At 42.8% G+C, this 18,453-nt stretch carries 22 protein-coding genes and 2 pseudogenes; 19 read left to right on the forward strand and 5 right to left on the reverse strand.

The features are described from left to right. The first annotated feature begins 84 nt into the window (after nt 1-84). The 3 genes and pseudogenes from UJ203_RS02545 to UJ203_RS02555 form a co-directional block, all read left to right on the forward strand. Nucleotides 85-969: an SDR family NAD(P)-dependent oxidoreductase gene (locus UJ203_RS02545; RefSeq protein ID WP_322008542.1), complete on the forward strand. Its 885-nt coding sequence runs from the start codon at nt 85-87 to the stop codon at nt 967-969. Between the two features lie 687 nt (nt 970-1,656). Further along, nucleotides 1,657-1,835, forward strand: a pseudogene (locus tag UJ203_RS02550) (hypothetical protein). After that, nucleotides 1,793-1,984, forward strand: a pseudogene (locus UJ203_RS02555) (recombinase family protein); the annotation flags it as partial. The pseudogenes UJ203_RS02550 and UJ203_RS02555, both read left to right, overlap by 43 nt. A 155-nt stretch (nt 1,985-2,139) precedes the next feature. Here the strand turns inward: UJ203_RS02555 and sigK are convergent. After that, a complete protein-coding gene (gene sigK / locus UJ203_RS02560; protein WP_013308023.1) occupies nt 2,140-2,868 on the reverse strand; it encodes an RNA polymerase sporulation sigma factor SigK in 729 nt (242 codons plus the stop codon). A 176-nt stretch (nt 2,869-3,044) separates the two neighbouring features. Here sigK and UJ203_RS02565 point away from each other — a divergent pair, with 176 nt between their 5' ends. Beyond that, nucleotides 3,045-3,470, forward strand: a complete 426-nt coding sequence (locus UJ203_RS02565) for a NucA/NucB deoxyribonuclease domain-containing protein (RefSeq protein WP_305934820.1) — start codon at nt 3,045-3,047, stop codon at nt 3,468-3,470. A gap of 33 nt (nt 3,471-3,503) precedes the next feature. Here the strand turns inward: UJ203_RS02565 and UJ203_RS02570 are convergent, their stop codons facing one another. Beyond that, the gene (locus UJ203_RS02570; RefSeq protein ID WP_322008543.1) at nt 3,504-4,232 is read right to left on the reverse strand and encodes a DUF308 domain-containing protein; all 729 of its coding nucleotides are present in this window, start codon (nt 4,230-4,232) and stop codon (nt 3,504-3,506) included. A 320-nt stretch (nt 4,233-4,552) separates the two neighbouring features. Here UJ203_RS02570 and gnd point away from each other — a divergent pair, with 320 nt between their 5' ends. After that, on the forward strand, nt 4,553-5,446 hold the full coding sequence (gnd, locus tag UJ203_RS02575) for a phosphogluconate dehydrogenase (NAD(+)-dependent, decarboxylating) (RefSeq protein WP_322008544.1): 894 nt from the start codon (nt 4,553-4,555) through the stop codon (nt 5,444-5,446). Between the two features lie 20 nt (nt 5,447-5,466). On the opposite strand, the gene UJ203_RS02580 is transcribed toward gnd, so the two are convergent. Then, the gene (locus UJ203_RS02580) at nt 5,467-6,093 is read right to left on the reverse strand and encodes a TVP38/TMEM64 family protein (protein WP_024122122.1); all 627 of its coding nucleotides are present in this window, start codon (nt 6,091-6,093) and stop codon (nt 5,467-5,469) included. A 194-nt stretch (nt 6,094-6,287) separates the two neighbouring features. On the opposite strand from UJ203_RS02580, the gene UJ203_RS02585 reads away from it, so the two are divergent. From UJ203_RS02585 to UJ203_RS02595, 3 genes are all read left to right on the forward strand, one after another. Then, complete coding sequence (locus UJ203_RS02585) at nt 6,288-7,040, forward strand: N-acetylmuramoyl-L-alanine amidase (RefSeq protein WP_322008545.1); 753 nt, start codon at nt 6,288-6,290, stop codon at nt 7,038-7,040. Nucleotides 7,041-7,286: 246 nt separating this feature from the next. After that, the gene (locus tag UJ203_RS02590) at nt 7,287-8,018 is read left to right on the forward strand and encodes an SGNH/GDSL hydrolase family protein (RefSeq protein ID WP_105953571.1); all 732 of its coding nucleotides are present in this window, start codon (nt 7,287-7,289) and stop codon (nt 8,016-8,018) included. 77 nt (nt 8,019-8,095) lie between these two features. Further along, on the forward strand, nt 8,096-8,230 hold the full coding sequence (locus UJ203_RS02595; RefSeq protein ID WP_010335019.1) for a hypothetical protein: 135 nt from the start codon (nt 8,096-8,098) through the stop codon (nt 8,228-8,230). Nucleotides 8,231-8,367: 137 nt separating this feature from the next. Here UJ203_RS02595 and UJ203_RS02600 read toward each other — a convergent pair whose 3' ends face one another. Beyond that, the gene (locus UJ203_RS02600) at nt 8,368-8,508 is read right to left on the reverse strand and encodes a sporulation histidine kinase inhibitor Sda (RefSeq protein ID WP_003226124.1); all 141 of its coding nucleotides are present in this window, start codon (nt 8,506-8,508) and stop codon (nt 8,368-8,370) included. A 361-nt stretch (nt 8,509-8,869) separates the two neighbouring features. Between UJ203_RS02600 and UJ203_RS02605 the strand changes: the two genes are divergently transcribed. Genes UJ203_RS02605 through UJ203_RS02640 form a run of 8 tightly spaced genes read left to right on the forward strand, consistent with a single transcriptional unit; the run spans nt 8,870 to nt 13,880 of the window. Further along, entirely contained in the window at nt 8,870-9,388 is a 519-nt protein-coding gene (locus tag UJ203_RS02605; protein ID WP_003226126.1) for a YqeG family HAD IIIA-type phosphatase, read from the forward strand. A 2-nt stretch (nt 9,389-9,390) separates the two neighbouring features. Beyond that, the gene (yqeH, locus tag UJ203_RS02610; RefSeq protein WP_024122119.1) at nt 9,391-10,491 is read left to right on the forward strand and encodes a ribosome biogenesis GTPase YqeH; all 1,101 of its coding nucleotides are present in this window, start codon (nt 9,391-9,393) and stop codon (nt 10,489-10,491) included. Nucleotides 10,492-10,509: 18 nt separating this feature from the next. Next, nucleotides 10,510-11,346, forward strand: coding sequence for a shikimate dehydrogenase (gene aroE, locus UJ203_RS02615; RefSeq protein WP_322008546.1), 837 nt, complete (start codon nt 10,510-10,512; stop codon nt 11,344-11,346). Then, the gene (gene yhbY / locus UJ203_RS02620; RefSeq protein WP_024122118.1) at nt 11,346-11,636 is read left to right on the forward strand and encodes a ribosome assembly RNA-binding protein YhbY; all 291 of its coding nucleotides are present in this window, start codon (nt 11,346-11,348) and stop codon (nt 11,634-11,636) included. Before aroE ends, yhbY begins: the two co-directional genes overlap by 1 nt. Before the next feature lie 10 nt (nt 11,637-11,646). Then, a complete protein-coding gene (locus UJ203_RS02625; RefSeq protein WP_010335014.1) occupies nt 11,647-12,216 on the forward strand; it encodes a nicotinate-nucleotide adenylyltransferase in 570 nt (189 codons plus the stop codon). Next, nucleotides 12,206-12,766: a bis(5'-nucleosyl)-tetraphosphatase (symmetrical) YqeK gene (gene yqeK, locus UJ203_RS02630; protein ID WP_322008547.1), complete on the forward strand. Its 561-nt coding sequence runs from the start codon at nt 12,206-12,208 to the stop codon at nt 12,764-12,766. Before UJ203_RS02625 ends, yqeK begins: the two co-directional genes overlap by 11 nt. 17 nt (nt 12,767-12,783) lie before the next feature. Next, nucleotides 12,784-13,140, forward strand: coding sequence for a ribosome silencing factor (gene rsfS, locus UJ203_RS02635; protein WP_044154484.1), 357 nt, complete (start codon nt 12,784-12,786; stop codon nt 13,138-13,140). Beyond that, entirely contained in the window at nt 13,137-13,880 is a 744-nt protein-coding gene (locus UJ203_RS02640; protein ID WP_227597810.1) for a class I SAM-dependent DNA methyltransferase, read from the forward strand. Before rsfS ends, UJ203_RS02640 begins: the two co-directional genes overlap by 4 nt. 64 nt (nt 13,881-13,944) lie before the next feature. Here the strand turns inward: UJ203_RS02640 and comER are convergent, their stop codons facing one another. Continuing rightward, the gene (comER, locus tag UJ203_RS02645; protein ID WP_024122113.1) at nt 13,945-14,766 is read right to left on the reverse strand and encodes a late competence protein ComER; all 822 of its coding nucleotides are present in this window, start codon (nt 14,764-14,766) and stop codon (nt 13,945-13,947) included. Between the two features lie 83 nt (nt 14,767-14,849). Here comER and UJ203_RS02650 point away from each other — a divergent pair, with 83 nt between their 5' ends. The 3 genes from UJ203_RS02650 (at nt 14,850) to UJ203_RS02660 (ending at nt 18,437) form a co-directional block, all read left to right on the forward strand. Then, nucleotides 14,850-15,467, forward strand: a complete 618-nt coding sequence (locus tag UJ203_RS02650; RefSeq protein WP_322008548.1) for a helix-hairpin-helix domain-containing protein — start codon at nt 14,850-14,852, stop codon at nt 15,465-15,467. 66 nt (nt 15,468-15,533) lie between these two features. Continuing rightward, entirely contained in the window at nt 15,534-16,103 is a 570-nt protein-coding gene (locus UJ203_RS02655; protein ID WP_010335007.1) for a ComE operon protein 2, read from the forward strand. A 3-nt stretch (nt 16,104-16,106) separates the two neighbouring features. Further along, complete coding sequence (locus UJ203_RS02660; protein WP_305934832.1) at nt 16,107-18,437, forward strand: DNA internalization-related competence protein ComEC/Rec2; 2,331 nt, start codon at nt 16,107-16,109, stop codon at nt 18,435-18,437. Nucleotides 18,438-18,453 lie beyond the last annotated feature (16 nt).

Below are 18,453 nucleotides of genomic sequence, written 5' to 3' on the forward strand. Positions count from 1 at the left end.
AACGTCCCATCCTATTAAAAAACTTGAGGCGCTGCCTCCGGTCCACTTTCAGTACCTAACTTAAATGAAATAAGGGTGTTCAATATGAAACGAAATAAAAACATTACATGGAATGCAATTGCTGCAAATAAACTTGACCTAAAAGGGAAAAACGTTACAGTAGTTGGTGGAACTGGCGGCTTAGGTCGAGCCTTCAGTCGCCTGATGGCTTTAAGAGGTGCGAATGTTACTGTAGTAGGACAAACATTCAGAGATAAAGATATAAAAGGCATTTCGTTCATCAAGGCCGACCTGAGTCTACTTTCAGAAGCGGAACGTGTCAGCAATCTGTTACCTGTGGAAACTCTCGACCTACTTGTCCTGACTACAGGAATCATGGCCGCCCCGAAACGCCAAGAAACAAGCGAGGGTCTCGAACGAGATATGGCTGTAAGTTTTTTAAACAGGCTTGTATTGCTTCGGAAAATTGCCCCACGGCTTGGCAATGATCGATTAAACGCTAAAAGTAAACCCCGAGTCTTTATTATGGGTTTTCCAGGTTCAAACCAATCCGCGAGCATAGATGATCTAAATTCCGAACGCACTTACAAACCCATTGTTGCACATATGAATACTGTAATTGGTAACGAAGCACTCGTTCTTGATTCCGCGAAACGGTATCCTCACATTAACTTTTATGGTCTAAATCCTGGACTAATTAAAACAAATATTCGCAGCAATACGCTAGGTAAAGACAGCATAAAATTTCGATTTATTGAGTCTCTAGTTGGTCTTTTGTCGCAAAGTCCAGAGGCATATGCTGAGCGAATCGTGCCACTACTTTTCACTCTTGAGATTGAAGGCTACAACGGTGCGATGTTTAATCGAAAGGCTCTTGCAATTCATCCATCAACTACGATGACTAATGAGTATGTTGATGCTTTTATAAAAGCTTCCGAAGAACTTGTTGATCGTGTTAAAACTAATTGACTATAGTAACAATCTTGCTTGGCCTAATAGCGAATAAACTTCTCAATCAAAACAAGACCCTATTTAGGGTCTTGTTTATTTTCTGGTAAAGTCAGGAACGATGTGAAACGTTTGATATTACACTATATGCTCTTTACGTCAGAACGTTGCGGCAGTATGCTCATCCGTTAGCGTAATACTTCCAGCCCTTTTACTCGCTCAAACGCTTTATGTAAAAACTCTTTAGCCGATAAATCCTCATAATCCCAATCATACCTAAACAGCAGTAACGACGTGACTCAAACCGCATCGTTACGAGCGTTACACGTTACACCGAATTTACGAAAAAAAAGGCACCAATCAGGTGCCTTCAAAGAAATTCTCTGTCCTTGTTAATGGAATGATTGGCATCGATATCAAAACTCTTGGACGGACGTTTATTGTTTTGGCTCACCATTTTTAACCATAATTAATATAAACGTATAGAGAAATGATGGCAAATGAATATAAGAAGTGTAATGAAAACAAGCTTTCATAACCAGTGGTATGGGTTTACTATGTTGAGGAACTAGTGGGCGTGGTATATGTCAGAAAAGAAACCGATGATTCAAACCATCGGTTTTTTTATTTGCTTCCATACTCACTGAAAATCACCTCATTAGGACAAACAGTTATTACATAGCATTACCCAAGGGGTGATGCATTTTTATGAAGGTAATTATCACCGAGAGACCGCAAGCTGACAAATGCATTAACGATTGCTATCATTATTTAATAAAACTTTACAGGAAGGAGATCCAGGGTGATAGCAATATATGTAAGGGTATCGACCGAGGAACAAGCGATCAAGGGGTCGAGCATCGACAGCCAGATCGAAGCCTGCATAAAGAAAGCAGGGACTAAGGATGTGCTGAAGTATGCCGATGAAGGATTTTCTGGAGAGCTTTTAGAACGTCCGGCTTTGAATCGCTTGAGGGAGGATGCAAGCAAAGGACATATAAGTCAAGTCATCTGCTACGGTCCACCGTCTTTCTCGGAAGTAGATCGTTGAGCCAGTGGTGCTACCGCATTGCGGCAGCAAGCTGAAAAAAATTCTCATCACTGCTACGTCTCTTTCTCATCTATTCTGCCTATATAGAAATGTATATATAATAGAGAAAAGCCGGAATGTCAGATCCGGCCTCTTCCACATCATTTCCCTTTCGCTTTCTTCCGCTTTTCCTTCTCCGCCCGATAAAACTCATGAAACATCTTCATCAGCGCCCGCTTTTCAATCCGCGATACATAGCTGCGCGAGATACCGAGTTCTTTGGCAATCTCACGCTGTGTTTTTTCCTTCTTCAAATCTAGCCCAAAACGCCCGACAATCACTTCCTTCTCACGGTCATCTAAAATGTCAATGTATTGCTTCACTTTTTCAAGCTCCATATTGAGCTGGATTGTATCAATCACATCTTCATTTTCTGATTTTAGTACATCAATCAGGCTTATTTCATTCCCTTCCTTATCCTGCCCGATCGGATCATGAAGGGAGACGTCTTTTTTTGTCTTTTTCAGTGCGCGCAAATGCATGAGGATTTCATTTTCAATACACCGCGCAGCATACGTCGCCAGTTTTGTCCCTTTTCCGGCGGAATAGCTTTCAATTCCTTTGATCAGCCCGATTGTTCCGATGGAGATTAAGTCCTCTGCGTCTTCACCTGTATTTTCAAACTTTTTTACAATATGGGCGACCAAGCGAAGATTATGCTCAATCAGCATGTTTCTGGCATGTTCATCCCCTTTAGCCATGAGCTCTAAGTATTTTTTTTCCTCGCTGCTTGAGAGCGGTTGTGGAAAGGCATTGTTTTTCACGTAAGATACTAAAAAGACAAGCTCTTTAACTACAAAACCGAGCGCTGCGAAAACACCTGTCACCATCGTCACCTCCACATGATTATGTAGGCAAAAGCCTATATGTCAATGTATGTGATCGGAAGGCTGTCTGTGTCTGTACCGGGAAATTTCTCAATGGAGAGCTGAGGTTTTGTTTTTTAAAATAATCTTTACGCTGCTCCCATACATTTAAATGAACGAAACTGTATGGGGGGATGAGGATGAAAAGATGGATGGCAATGCTTTTTCTGGCGGCAGCAGTTTTTCTTTGTTTGTTGGGAAAGGATATGACGGCTCCGCAACAGGTCAAGGGGGCTGCTTTATATGACAAAATTTTATACTTTCCGTTGTCTCGTTATCCGGAAACCGGGGATCATATAAGAGATGCGATTGCCCAAGGACATTCTGATATATGTACAATTGATCGTGATGGAGCGGACAAAAGGCGGGAGGAATCATTAAAAGGAATTCCGACGAAGCCTGGCTACGATCGGGATGAATGGCCGATGGCAGTTTGTGAAGAAGGAGGCGCTGAAGCCGATGTCCGATATGTAACGCCTTCTGATAATCGCGGTGCCGGTTCATGGGTAGGAAATCAAATGAGCAGTTATCCAGATGGCACCAAAGTGTTGTTTATTGTTCAGTAATAAAAAAAGAGGCTCAATTCTGAGCCTCTTTTGCTATGATCCTATTTTGCCGCTAGGCTGATTTTCCTGAGGAGGATACGATTCTGCTTTTCGCCAATACTGGCGTGTTCCTTCTTCACGTACAACAATCCCGATCTTTGCAAGTTCAAGACGGAAATCTTCAATGTCGTCTGTTTCCTCTTCTTTCAGTGCTTTCTGACGAGCCTTCAATATAGCATGAGCGCTTGGAGAGAGATCGGGTGATTCAGGTACCCATCGCCGAAATTTGTCTTTAAACGGGTCACCTTCAGCCGACCACACGTAATGGTGCTTTTTAAAGGCCTGCTCAATGATTTTAGGTTTTTCATCTATTTCTTCACGTGCCAGTTCATATCCGTCTGTTCCTAAGAGGACAAGCCGTTTGTGATCAATAAATACCAGAGCAATGTCTTCGGAGTTGATCGTTTGAACATGCTTGCCTTTCATTAATGCTACGGAGTCGTTTGTAATCTGTACAGTTAATAGCAATTTCATGATTGAATGAGCGAACCATATACCGGCAATCAGGCCAAGCAGCGCGGTGATAAACTTAACCGGTGATCCGTGAAAAGAGGTAACAAGCCGAAGAGGGCTTTCTAATGGAATCCACGGCAGGGATAATGCCCATTTCGCAAGCTGATGAAAAAAATAACCAATGAGAAGACCGATGATTGCAAGTGTACCGTATAATAAACATTTCGCGGTTTTCGTAATTCCAATGATAGTTTGTGTTTGATCCTGCAAGTTGTCACCTTCTTAGCTAGACATAAGTTGAATTCCCTTCCCATATTTTAACTTAAATAGAGAGAAAATCAAGAATGTTTCCGCGGTTTTTGCTGTCATGCATGAAGCCGCCAAATGATTATCAAGCCTTCTTTATGATAAAGATCATACAGAAACGATATGACACGGAGCAGTAAGTTTCTGGGGATAAAAGGAAATACTCTTGCTGATCGCGGCCCGCTTTTGTTTTTTATTTGAGAAAACAGGACGTATCACATAGCAGTTCACAGGGAACATAAAGAGTAATGGCTTTAGAGTTTAGACAACCAGGAGGAACTCACATGAAAATAGGATTGATCGGCTTAGGGAAAATGGGCATAAACATAGGAAAACAATTGATCGACCGCAATCATCAAGCAATCGGTTATGACGTGAATCAAGCGGCTGTTGATGAACTGATATCATATGGAGCTGAGGGGACAACAAATATAAAAGAATTGATTTCTTTATTAGATACGCCGCGAATTCTGTGGGTGATGGTGCCGCATGGCGTTGTAGATGCTGTACTGAGTGATGTGGCACCGTTATTAAACGAAGGGGATATTATCATTGAGGCTGGAAATTCTCATTATAAAGAATCGATACGGCGCTACAATCAATTGAAAGAAGCCGGTCTTCATTATCTCGACGCCGGAACTTCGGGCGGAATGGAAGGAGCGCGTCACGGGGCTTGTTATATGGTTGGAGGAGACCAGGAAGCATGGCGTATCGCGGAGCCGCTGTTTCGGGATACTGCTGTTGAAAATGGATATTTATATGCCGGAGAAGCGGGCAGCGGCCACTTTTTGAAAATGATTCATAATGGCATTGAGTACGGAATGATGGCTACCATTGGTGAAGGATTTGAAGTGCTGGAAAACAGTCCGTTTGAATTTGACTATGAGAAAGTTGCAAGGGTATGGAATCATGGCTCTGTCATAAGGTCGTGGCTTATGGGGCTGACTGAGCGCGCTTTTTCTAAAGACGCGAGGCTGGATCAGATCAAAGGCGTCATGCATTCCTCCGGGGAAGGGAAATGGACAGTGGAAACGGCACTAGATCTGCAGACAGCAGCTCCGGTGATCGCGATGTCCCTCTTGATGAGATACCGTTCGTTAACAGACGATACGTTTACAGGAAAGGTCGTTGCTGCGCTCCGTAATGAATTTGGAGGACATGCAACAGAAAAAAAGTAAGAGGGCGAAGCGGGCCGCCCTTATTTTTTTGACGCTTTCACTAGATGAGGAAACTTTATATATATGATTAGCATCAGGATCAGAACGTAGGCCCCGTAAATACTGAAAGAAAGCAATTTGTTGCTGGAGAAATTGGCGCCGGCAATGGTAACAACTAAAATGTTAGGAATTTTTCCTATTAAAGAGGCGAAGAAAAAAACATGCCACCGAACACTGCTTAGTCCGCATACAACGTTCATGACAAGAGAAGGGATAACAGGGATAAGCCTTCCCAATAAAACAGCGGTAAACGCATTTTTATCGAATGAAGCCTCGTAGCCTTGTATAGCAGGATAAGCTTTTATTTTTTTTCTGGCCCAATCTCGAAAGCTGTACCTCGCAAGAAAAAACAGCAATATCGTGCCAAGCATTGAACCGGCCAGTGTAATCCAAACACCATTTGCAATTCCGAACACAGCGCCATTTAAAGCTGCAATGATTGCAAACGGCACAATCGGGAAAAAGACGTCGGCGGCTATCAGCAGCATACTACATAAAACGGAGATCAATCCGCCTGCTTTTATAGCATCAAGCCAAGCTTCTTTCTGATAGAAACCGACTGCAATAACGGCGATGATCAAGATTATACCTAAAGTCTTTTTTAACATATCAATTATCCACTCCCAACACTTGTGGCGATGTCAGGAGGCAGAATCTCCGGCATCTACGTTAGTATAACTTGTACCGTTTCGATGGTTCAACTGTAATACCAGTGGGGGGAAATACAATTCTTTTTTATCTAGTAAAATAGGCTGTCCATTTCTCTTGTTGCTGCATTCTTTAATAGCAGGGAGGGATAGAAATGGTAGCGATAAAAAAGGATTTTATACCAAAATCAAACGATAACCGTCCCGGCTATGCGATGACACCTGCATATATTACCGTGCACAATACAGCAAATACCGCCCAAGGTGCCGATGCAAAAATGCACGCTGATTATGTGAAAAACCCAAGTACATCTGTCAGCTGGCATTTTACAGTAGACGATTCAGACATCTATCAGCATCTACCTCTTACTGAAAACGGGTGGCATGCTGGCGACGGCACCAATGGGACAGGGAATCGCAAATCAATCGGGATTGAAATCTGTGAAAATGCAGACGGCGATTTTGACAAAGCAGTAGCTAATGCGCAGTGGCTGATCAAAAAATTAATGAAGGATCACAATATTTCGCTGGATCGTGTTGTTCCCCATAAAAAATGGTCTGGAAAAGAATGTCCCCGCAAACTCTTACATCAATGGAGTGCTTTCAAAAACGGAATTTCTTCCTCTGATACGCCATCTAAAGAATCACCCAAATCTTATCCTCTGCCTTCAGGAGTAATAAAACTCACTGCGCCTTATAGAAAAGGCACTAAAGTTCTTCAGCTGCAAAAGGCTTTAGCCGCCCTTCATTTTTACCCCGATAAAGGCGCGAAGAATAACGGTATTGACGGCATTTATGGACCGAAAACAGCAAATGCCGTGAAACGTTTTCAGCTGATGAATGGATTAAAAGCTGATGGTATTTACGGACCAAAAACAAAGGCCAAGCTTAAAGCGAAATTAAAATAAATGCAGAGGTAATCAGTAGCCTGTTTCCTCTGGCGGAAGCAGGTTATTGCATTCAACTCTCTGAGGTGTTTTTTCGCAGAAAAAGACGGGAACTGAAATAGATATCTCACCCCTTACTGGAAACAGAATGATTTTAGTTGAGAGGGACACGTTAACAATAAAGAGAACGCTATAACGAAAAAACTCTGCGTTGAATGAAACAGAACAGAGGTATAACATAAAGATGAAGCTTTTGGGGGTGTAAAGATGAAGTATATGTTCATCCTTTTCCTTCTGCTGTTCGTTACAGCAGGATGTGAAGGAAAGGGATACGAAGACGTGGTAGCATTTGGTGACAGCAATACACGCGGCTCTAATTGGGATTATCGTGACTATCCAAAAGCGCAGCAGTGGGTCAATATTTTAAAAACGGCTGAACGCGGGAATCTTGATATCCTCAATGCAGGAATTGGGGGACAAACGACTGAAGATGCCCGTTTACGGTTTCAAACAGATGTACTCGATCAAAAACCTAAGCATCTTTTTATTATGTTTGGCACTAATGACGCTGGGATTCTGGCTGAAGGAAAGCCAAGAGTGTCAAAGCTGCGTTTCAGAGAGAATCTGGTTTACTTTATAAAAGAAAGCAGAAAACACGGCATCAAGCCTGTTTTAATGACGTGTATCCCTATTATTGAAGGAAACGGGAAGCATCACCTCTTTTACTATTCCAGGTATAAAGCGGCTGCTTTTGAATCAAAAGGCGGGGCGAGAAAGTGGCATAACTCATACAATGATATTACAAGAGATGTCGCGAAACATATGAATGTGCCTCTTGTAGACAACTGGAAGCACTTTATAGAAGCAGACGGCGGAAAAGCTACTGATGAAGCGCTGATCCAATCCGGCTTGATAGATCCTTCAGGCAATCATATGACACCTAAAGGAGCAAGGATAGTTTATGAAGGAATACAAGATGGGCAGGTTCTGAAGCGCTGATCCGGACAAAGGCCTAAGCCGTTTTATTTCTCCTACATAGGCTGTTATAGAAACATTTTTAAGGAGGCGCGCTTCACATGTACAGCGGTTATTTATACACGTATCCTTTCGGCGGCTGGCCATATGGCGCAAGCAGAGCATACGGATACGCTTTTATCGTTGTTTTGATTGTTGTTCTCCTGATTGTGGGCGGAGTGTATTGGTTCACATGAAATCCAGCCCTGGACACACCTCTTTTTAGGGGTGTTTTTTGCTGAAAACAGTAGTAAAGCGCGTAACTGAAGTGATATAATATCAGTCATCTGAGTAAAAAAAGGAAATACGCCCGGAAAAAATAGATAAATTCCTATTAAGAAGATACCGAAATAATATGTCCGAGCGATCTTCTTTTTATTTCGTTTTCGATTAACTCGATAAAGTCGCGGTTTAAATTCATTTCGGTGGCTTTGAAATAAGATTCTATTAATAATTCATCAGACAATTTTCTCATGCTAGGAACCCAATTAATGGGAGAGACACCTCCTTCATAGTTGGAATCATTCATGACTTTGTGACATACATTTATAGGTTGCGTTCATCTGAAGCTGAAGATTATCTTTAATCTACCATGAATTGCATATAAGAACAATCGTTCTGTTATCCACACCAAAAAGTGGATAACTTGTGAGTATCGTGTTTATAATTTGTCTAAAGAGTGATGTAATAAGAGTGGATAGTGTGTGTAAATTTATCCACACCTGGTGAAGAAACCCAATTTTTGTCGAAATTTTTTTGCTCAGTTTTTCTTTAAGCGCAAGTTCGATTTTTTTCGACATGAATTTTAAGAGAAAGAAAAGGGAAGGGTGCGGGTTTTGTTAAAAAAGTTTTTTTTACCTGACGAGTTTGTTAAAAATATTTTTCATATTACACCTGAAAAATTAAAGGAACGAAATGTAAAAGGAATTATCACTGACCTGGATAATACACTTGTTGAATGGGACAGACCAAACGCGACACCGCGATTGATCGAGTGGTTTGAAGAAATGAAAGAGCACGGCATTAAAGTGACGATTGTCTCTAATAATAATGAGCGAAGAGTAAAACTTTTTTCGGAACCGCTCGGCATACCATTCATCTATAAAGCAAGAAAACCGATGGGCAAAGCCTTTAATAGAGCAGTGCGCAATATGGAGCTGAAAAAAGAGGACTGTGTTGTCATCGGAGACCAGCTTCTGACTGATGTACTCGGCGGGAACCGTAACGGCTACCATACGATCCTGGTCGTGCCTGTCGCTTCCTCGGATGGCTTTATTACGCGCTTTAACCGCCAGGTCGAACGCAGAATACTGAGTGCTCTTAAACGAAAAGGGCACATTCAGTGGGAGGAGTAAGAATGGAAAAGGTTGTTTGTATCGGCTGCGGAGTCACAATCCAAACCGAAGACAAAAATGGTCTGGGATACGCGCCGCCGGCTTCGCTTTCTAAAGAAAGTGTGATTTGCCAGCGCTGCTTCAGACTGAAAAACTACAATGAAATACAAGACGTTTCCTTAACGGATGATGACTTTTTAAACATCCTTCATGGAATTGGAGAAACTGATTCTCTTGTTGTTAAAATTGTTGATATTTTCGATTTTAACGGCAGCTGGATTAATGGATTGCAGCGCTTAGTCGGAGGCAATCCTATATTGTTAGTCGGAAACAAGGCAGATATTCTGCCTAAATCGCTCAAAAGAGAACGGCTGATCCAGTGGATGAAGCGCGAGGCGAAAGAGCTTGGCTTAAAACCGATTGACGTATTTTTGGTCAGTGCGGGACGCGGCCAGGGAATCAGAGAAGTCATTGATGCGATTGAGCATTACCGTAACGGCAAGGATGTTTACGTTGTCGGCTGTACCAATGTAGGAAAATCAACGTTCATTAACCGTATTATTAAAGAAGTGTCAGGTGAAGACAACATTATCACGACATCCCAATTCCCGGGCACAACTCTTGATGCTATTGAAATTCCGTTAGATGACGGCTCTGCGCTTTATGATACACCGGGAATCATCAATCACCATCAAATGGCGCACTATGTAAACAAAAAGGATTTAAAAGTACTCTCGCCCAAAAAGGAACTGAAGCCGCGCACATTCCAGCTAAACGATCAGCAAACGCTGTATTTCGGCGGACTGGCAAGGTTTGATTATGTTTCAGGTGAAAGAGCTGCCTTTGTCTGCTATATGCCGAATGAATTAATGATTCACAGAACGAAACTGGAAAATGCAGACGCGCTTTATGAAAAGCACGCAGGAGAATTGCTCACACCGCCGGGAAAAGATGATATGGATGAGTTTCCAGAGCTGGTTGCCCATACGTTTACGATGAAAGAGCAAAAGACAGATATCGTTTTCTCTGGGTTAGGCTGGGTAACGGTGCATGACGCGAATAAGAAAATAACGGCTTATGCGCCAAAAGGCGTTCACGTATTTGTTCGGCGTTCATTAATTTAACAAAAAGGGGAGAGGAGTATGAAGAAGCTGTACGGGGTTATCGGAAATCCGATTGCGCATTCCATGTCGCCGGATATCCATAACGCGGCTTTGAAGGATCTTGGTTTGGACGGACACTACCATGCATTTAAGGTGGAAGAGAATCGTCTGGAAGATGCGGTAAAAGGGATAAGAGCTCTTGGTGTACAAGGCATCAATGTGACTGTTCCGCACAAGGTTTCCATCATGGATCATCTCGATCATATTGATGAGAGCGCAAAAGTGCTTGGTGCCGTTAACACTGTCAGAAGAGAAGGAGACAAGCTTGTCGGATATAATACAGACGGAGAAGGCTTTGTGAAATCTTTAATGAGAATTTTGGACAAACCAATCTCCGAACTGTCTTTCTTAATGATCGGCGCGGGCGGGGCAGCGAGAGCGATTTTTACAACGATCGTCCGCGACAATCCGGAAAAGTTTGATATTTGCAACCGAACGATAGAAAAAGCCAAACAGCTCGCAGAATCTGCTCCCTCGTTCCGCAATGTTGAAGTGTTAAGCATAAAAGAAGCAGAAGAACGGCTTGAGCAGTATGATGTAATTATCCATACAACATCTGTAGGCATGTATCCAAACGTGGAAGATATTCCGCTTTCATTGCAGCGTGCTGCAAGCAGTGCGGTTGTTTGCGATATCGTGTATAATCCGATTCAGACTTCACTATTAAAAGAAGCAAAGCAAAAAGGTCTGAAAATACTGGATGGAGTCGGCATGTTTGTTGAGCAGGCGGCATTGTCTTTCCGCTTGTGGACGGGACGCGAGCCTGATGTTGAAAAAATGAGATCTATTGTAGTAGGGAAATTAGGAGGAAAATAATGTTAACAGGAAAACAAAAACGTTTCTTGCGTTCAAAAGCGCACCATTTAAGCCCGATTTTTCAAGTAGGAAAGGGCGGAGTCAATGACAACATGATTAAACAAATTTCTGAAGCGCTTGAAGCGAGAGAGCTGATTAAAATCAGCGTTCTTCAAAACTGCGAAGACGATAAAAATGATGTTGCGGAAGCTCTTGTAAAAGGAAGCCGCGCACAGTTGGTTCAGACGATCGGCAATACGATTGTTTTATATAAGGAATCAAAGGAAAATAAACAAATCGAGCTTCCTTAAGGTGGTTGAAATGAAGAAAATCGGAATTTTCGGAGGCACGTTTGATCCTCCGCATAACGGTCACCTTTTAATGGCGAATGAGGTGCTGTATCAGGCGGAGCTCGACGAAATTTGGTTTATGCCCAATCAAATTCCTCCGCATAAACAGGATGAAGACTATACAGACAGCACTCATCGGGTGGAAATGCTGAAGCTTGCTATTCAGTCTAATCCATCCTTTAAGCTGCAGCTTGCTGAAATGGAAAGAGAAGGGCCGTCATATACTTTTGATACCGTTTCTTTACTAAAGCAGCGATATCCGAATGATCAGCTTTTCTTTATTATCGGTGCTGACATGATTGAATACCTGCCTAAATGGTATAAGCTGGACGAGCTGCTGAACCTTATTCAATTTATCGGAGTAAAGCGCCCCGGTTTTCATGTTGAAACCCCTTATCCGCTTCTCTTTGCAGACGTTCCGGAGTTTGAGGTATCATCGACTATGATAAGGGAACGGTTTAAAAGCAAGAAGCCCACTGACTACTTAATCCCTGATAAAGTGAAGAAGTATGTAGAGGAGAATGGTTTATATGAATCGTGAGGAGGCACTTGCCTGCGTTAAGCAGCAATTGACCGAGCATCGATATATCCATACAATTGGCGTAATGAACACGGCGATTGAACTTGCGGAGCGCTTTTGCGCCGACTCCAAAAAAGCGGAAACGGCGGCTATCTTTCATGATTACGCCAAATTCCGCCCGAAAGAAGAAATGAAACAAATTATAGCCAGAGAAAAAATGCCCGCGCATCTGTTGGATCACAACCCGGAGCTGTGGCATGCTCCGGTCGGCGCTTACCTAGTCCAGAGAGAAGCGGGAATTCATGACGAAGATATTCTTGACGCGATCAGATATCATACCTCTGGGCGTCCGGGCATGACGCTTTTGGAAAAAGTCATTTACGTTGCTGATTATATTGAACCAGGCCGTAAATTTCCCGGTGTCGATGAGGTGCGTGAACTTGCAGAAACGGATTTGAATCAAGCGTTGATTCAGTCGATCAAAAATACAATGATTTTTCTAATGAAAAAAAATCAACAGGTTTTCCCAGATACATGTTTAACTTATAACTGGCTTGTGTCTGGCAAATGAACAGGAGGAATATGTGAATGAATCAAACGTCCATTTTAAAGATTGCAGCTGCGGCTTGCGACGATAAGCGGGCAGAGGATATTTTAGCACTGGATATGGAAGGAATTTCTCTGGTTGCTGATTATTTTCTGATCTGCCATGGTAATTCAGACAAACAAGTGCAGGCCATTGCGCGTGAAATCAAGGACCAGGCTGAAGAAAACGGCATTGAAGTCAAAAAGATGGAAGGCTTCGATGAAGCAAGATGGGTATTAGTTGACCTTGGGGATGTCATTGCCCATGTGTTTCATAAGGATGAAAGAAGCTATTACAACCTAGAAAAACTGTGGGGAGACGCTCCGCTCGCAGACCTGGAACTTGGATTGAACCAATGATTTACCAAGGCTTTGCAAGCGTGTATGACGAGTTAATGTCTCACGCACCTTACGACAAATGGACAAAGTGGATTGAAGCATCTCTACCGGAAAAAGGCCGTATTCTCGATTTGGCATGCGGCACCGGAGAGATTTCAATCCGGCTTGCCGAAAAAGGCTTTGAAGTCACCGGGATTGATCTCAGTGAAGAAATGCTCTCTTACGCCCAGCAAAAAGGACCAGCTAAACAGCCGATTCTTTTCCTTCAGCAGGACATGAGAGAGATTACCGGATTTGAAGGCCAGTTTGACGCGGTTGTGATCTGCTGTGACTCCTTGAATTACTTAAAAACGAAAAATGACGTAATGAATACCTTTAAAAGTGTATTTCAGGTGCTGAAGCCGGACGGCATATTGCTGTTTGATGTTCATTCACCGTATAAAATAACCGAGGTTTTTCCTGGGAGCACGTTTGCTGATCAGGACGAAGATATCAGCTATATTTGGCAAAGCTTTGCCGGAAGTGAAGAGCTTTCCGCCATTCATGATATGTCGTTTTTTGTTTGGAACGGAGAGGCGTACGACCGCTTTGATGAAACACATGAGCAAAGAACGTTCCGAGTGGATGAATACGAAGAAATGCTGGCAAGCTGCGGCTTTCAGCTTCATAAGGTCACCGCTGATTTTACCGATTCAGCGCCGTCATCACAATCTGAACGCCTGTTCTTTAAAGCACAGAAATCAAAAACCATCGTTTACTAAGACGATGGTTTTTAAAATGCCTTTTTACCCTTTTGCATACAACAAACGGCTATGACATACTCGTTTACACATGAAACTGCTTCTTCACCGCGGAAATATCCTCTTCGTACTTCAAATGCGTATTTTGAAACACCCGATGAAACATATCCTGTACACCGCTTTCGAGTGCTTTAATGCCTTCTCCTGTCACGCCGCCTTTTACGCAAACCTTTTCCTGTAATGCAGGAAGGGTATACAATTCGGTTTCTAACAGTTTTCCCAGACCGACAAGCATTTCTTTACACATGAGTATAGCGTCCTGTTTAGACACTGACGTTTCCGTAACGGCTGCATCTATAAACCGCTGAACCAGATAGCTCATAAAAGCGGGTCCGCAGCTTACGATATCTGACGCTACTCTTGTGATGTCACTTTCAATTTGCAGCGGATTAGAAATGTGCTTCATCAGCTCGTTGATTTTTGTTTTTGCTGCCTCCCCGCAGCTTTTACCGAAGGTGACAAGAGAAACGCCAGCAAGCGCCCGGTTTGTAATACTCGGGATAACTCGTGCCACTTGACATGGCACATACTGTTCCAGCTGATCAGTCTGAAGCGGGCTTGTAATTGAAATGAGAATGTGATCCTTTGTTAAATAAGGGACTGCCCTTGACAATAATGGATATATATCAAGCGGCTTTACACAGATGAAAATGATCTCATTTTCTGCAACAAGCTTTTCAAGGCTCTCTGTTACGTTTAAGCTGTTGTAGCGGTTTTTTATCTTCAACGCTTTTTCAATTGTGCGGTTTGTGATTGTGATGTTTGAGGGATCGGCTGCTTGTGATTCAATAAATGATTCTATAAGGATCGTACCCATATTTCCAGTGCCGATAAAGCCAATCTTCAATAATTTCCCCTCCTTTGAGCTATTATCCTCTAAACCATATGTGATAAAGAAACAAAATATGACGAAAGCGGGGCGCATGCAAGTTGAATTGGTTGAATCAACATAAAACGATAATCATGTCAGTTGGCTCTGCTGCTGTTCTCATTGCAGTTCTTTGCCTCTTTTTTTTCAGCGGACATAACAAAGAGCCTGTAAAACAAGTTGTATCTAATGAAAAGGAAAATGCGGAGGTCAAGCAGAAAGCGGTAAAAGACAAAGTGGAAGAAAATATTGTAATTGATATAAAAGGCGCTGTTAAGCATCCCGGCGTTTATGAAATGCATACGGGAGACAGAGTATCGCAGGCTATTGAGAAAGCAGGCGGCATTGGTGAAAAAGCAGATGAAACGCAAGTGAATTTGGCGGAACTTTTACAGGACGGTATAGTGGTGTATATACCGAGTGAGGGAGAAGAGGCGGCACAGCAAGCGGCCGGCGGCGCTGTACAAAGCAGTAAGGGGAAGGAGACATTGGTCAATATCAATACAGCAACATTAGAGGATTTACAAAACATATCGGGAGTAGGGCCTTCAAAAGCTGAAGCGATTATTGCATATCGGGAAGAGAACGGACGTTTCCAAACAATTGAAGATATCACAAAGGTTTCGGGAATTGGCGAAAAATCTTTTGAAAAAATAAAGTCTTCCATTACAGTAAAGTGAATTGACGGTCATGCATGATGATAGGTAAACTAAAGAACAGGCAACACAACATTTGGAGGGAACAACGTGGAACGAATTTCATGGAACCAATATTTTATGGCTCAAAGCCATTTACTGGCACTGCGCAGCACCTGCCCGAGATTGTCTGTCGGTGCTACCATTGTCAGAGATAAACGCATGATTGCAGGAGGCTATAACGGATCAATCGCAGGCGGCGTACATTGCGCGGACGAAGGATGCTTAATGATAGACGATCATTGCGCGAGAACGATTCACGCGGAAATGAATGCGATTCTTCAATGCTCTAAATTTGGAGTGCCGACAGATGGAGCGGAGATATATGTCACGCACTATCCGTGTATTCAATGCTGTAAGTCTATCATTCAAGCCGGTATCAAAACAGTATATTACGCTGAGGATTATAAAACACATCCATATGCCCAGGAGCTATTTGAGCAATCAGGCGTTACGGTTGAACAGGTTGAACTCGATGAAATGATCGTTGATCTGAAAAACAGAGAAAAGCTTTCATTTGTAGCGGGGCTTTTAGAAAAATTAGCGGATGCCGGTCTTGCAGAGGAAGATTTGAAGAAAATACATGAACAGGCTAATAAACTTTTTACGAGTTATGTGTGATTGATGCGGAATTCGCGTCTATTATTGCCTTTGGCGGCAGCTTCAGCAACGGCTGGAATTGCTGCCGCCTCTTATTTCTCCGCTGTCTTTCTCTTCTTCCTCTTTCTCCTTATTGTGTCAATCAAAACAAGGCACGCTCCACTCATTTTTGTTTGTTTATTCTCTTTTGTACTCAATTTTGCCCTGTTTAAGATCACAGATTCTCAAAATACTTCTTCGTATCAGCAGGGCAGCTATCACTTCAAGGCGGTCATTCATAGTATTCCTAAAATTGACGGGGATCGGATGTCTATGCTGATCAAGACGCCCGATGGCGAAAAATGGGCTGCCTCTTATCGGATTCAGTCTTTAGCTGAAAAAGACAAACTGTCACATCTAGAGCCGGGTATGGCATGCGAATTGACTGGTGCTTTGGAGAAGCCAAAACAAGCAACAGTGCCGGGAACATTTGATTATCAACAGTATCTTTACCGGCAGCATATTCATTGGAGCTATTCTGTCACATCTATTGGAAGTTGCAGCGAGCCTTCAGGTGTCCGGTATAAGCTTCTCAGTTTGAGAAAATACATCGTATCATTCACGAACACACAGCTTCCGCCAGATTCAGCAGGAATCGTACAGGCGCTTACAGTAGGTGAAAGATCTTATTTGGATGACGATGTGCTTAATGCTTACCAAAGTCTAGGTGTTGTCCATCTGTTAGCCATCTCAGGACTTCATATCGGGATTTTGACAGCAGGCCTCTTTTACGCAATGATCCGTCTGGGCCTATCAAGAGAAAATGCGTCAATCCTATTGCTTTTGTTTCTGCCGATCTATGTTATTTTGACAGGTGCAGCGCCCTCTGTTCTCCGAGCCGCTCTGATGTCGGGCATCTACTTAGCGGGAAGCCTTTTTCAGCAGCGGGTAAATTCTGCCGGGATAATCTGTCTTTCGTATATTGTCCTCTTGCTTTTTAATCCCTACTACCTTTGTGAAGCTGGATTTCAGCTTTCATTTGCGGTCAGTTTTTCTTTAATTCTCTCATCGTCTATTTTTCAGCATATCAAAACGAGTCTGGGACAGCTGACGATTGTATCTGTTATTGCCCAGCTAGGCTCACTACCCATTCTTCTGTATCATTTTCAGCAGTTTTCTATCATTAGCATTCCGATGAATATGGTGTTGGTGCCTTTTTATACATTCTGTATTTTACCGGCTGCTATTATAGGGGTTATTCTATTATTTTTTTCAGCGTCCGTCGGTCAATTTCTGTTCTATTGGTTTGATGTAATGATGACCTGGACCAACAGACTGATCACTAAAATCGCTGATATAGAAATATTCACAATCATCATCTCTCGCCCTGCACCTGCTCTTCTTCTCTTGTTCACGCTCACTGTCATCATATTGCTTATGAATATTGAGAAACCCTCGTTTCCCCAGCTGACAGTGTCCACAAGCCTTTTTTGTGCAACACTTATCCTGCTCTTTGTTTTCCCTTATGTTAGTTCCGAGGGAGAAGTAGATATGATTGATATCGGACAAGGTGACAGTATGTTTGTCAGTGCACCGTATCAGAGAGGCCGTGTCTTAATTGATACGGGAGGCACTTTGTCTTATTCGTCAGAGCCTTGGCGGGAAAAACAGCATCCTTTTTCACTGGGGGAAAAGGTGCTGATCCCTTTTTTAACGGCAAAGGGCATCAAGCAGCTTGATGCGCTGATACTGACGCACGCAGATCAAGATCATATGGGAGAGGCAGAGGTTTTGCTGAAGCATCATAAAGTAAAGCGCCTCATCATTCCGAAAGGATTTGTTTCTGAATCTCATGATGAGAAGGTGCTGCGGACTGCCAGACAGGAGGGTGTGGCAATTGAAGAGGTGAAGCGGGGTGATGTATTGGAAATAAAGGACTTACAGTTTCATGTGCTGTCACCGGAAACGCCTGATCCGGCAAGTAAAAATAATTCTTCTCTCGTTCTATGGATGAAAACAGGCAGGCTCAGCTGGCTCCTGACGGGTGATCTGGAAAAAGAGGGGGAACAGGAGGTTATCAATGTGTTCCCGAATATAAAAGCGGATGTGTTAAAGGTGGGGCATCATGGAAGCAAAGGCTCGACCGGTGAAGAATTCATCAAACAGCTTCAGCCCAAAACGGCGGTCATCTCAGTGGGTGAAAACAATAGGTACCATCATCCGCATCAAGAAGTTCTTCAATTGTTAAAGAGCCGATCCATCCGTGTGCTGCGCACTGATCAAAGCGGCACGATCCAATACACGTACAAAAGCGGATCTGGAACCTTTTCTGTTTATCCTCCATATGATACATCAGATATGACAGAGACGAATTAAAAAAGACTGCCGAGAA

The sequence above is a fragment of the Bacillus sp. V26 genome (assembly GCF_034296245.1).
GTDB classification, from domain to species: domain Bacteria; phylum Bacillota; class Bacilli; order Bacillales; family Bacillaceae; genus Bacillus; species Bacillus halotolerans.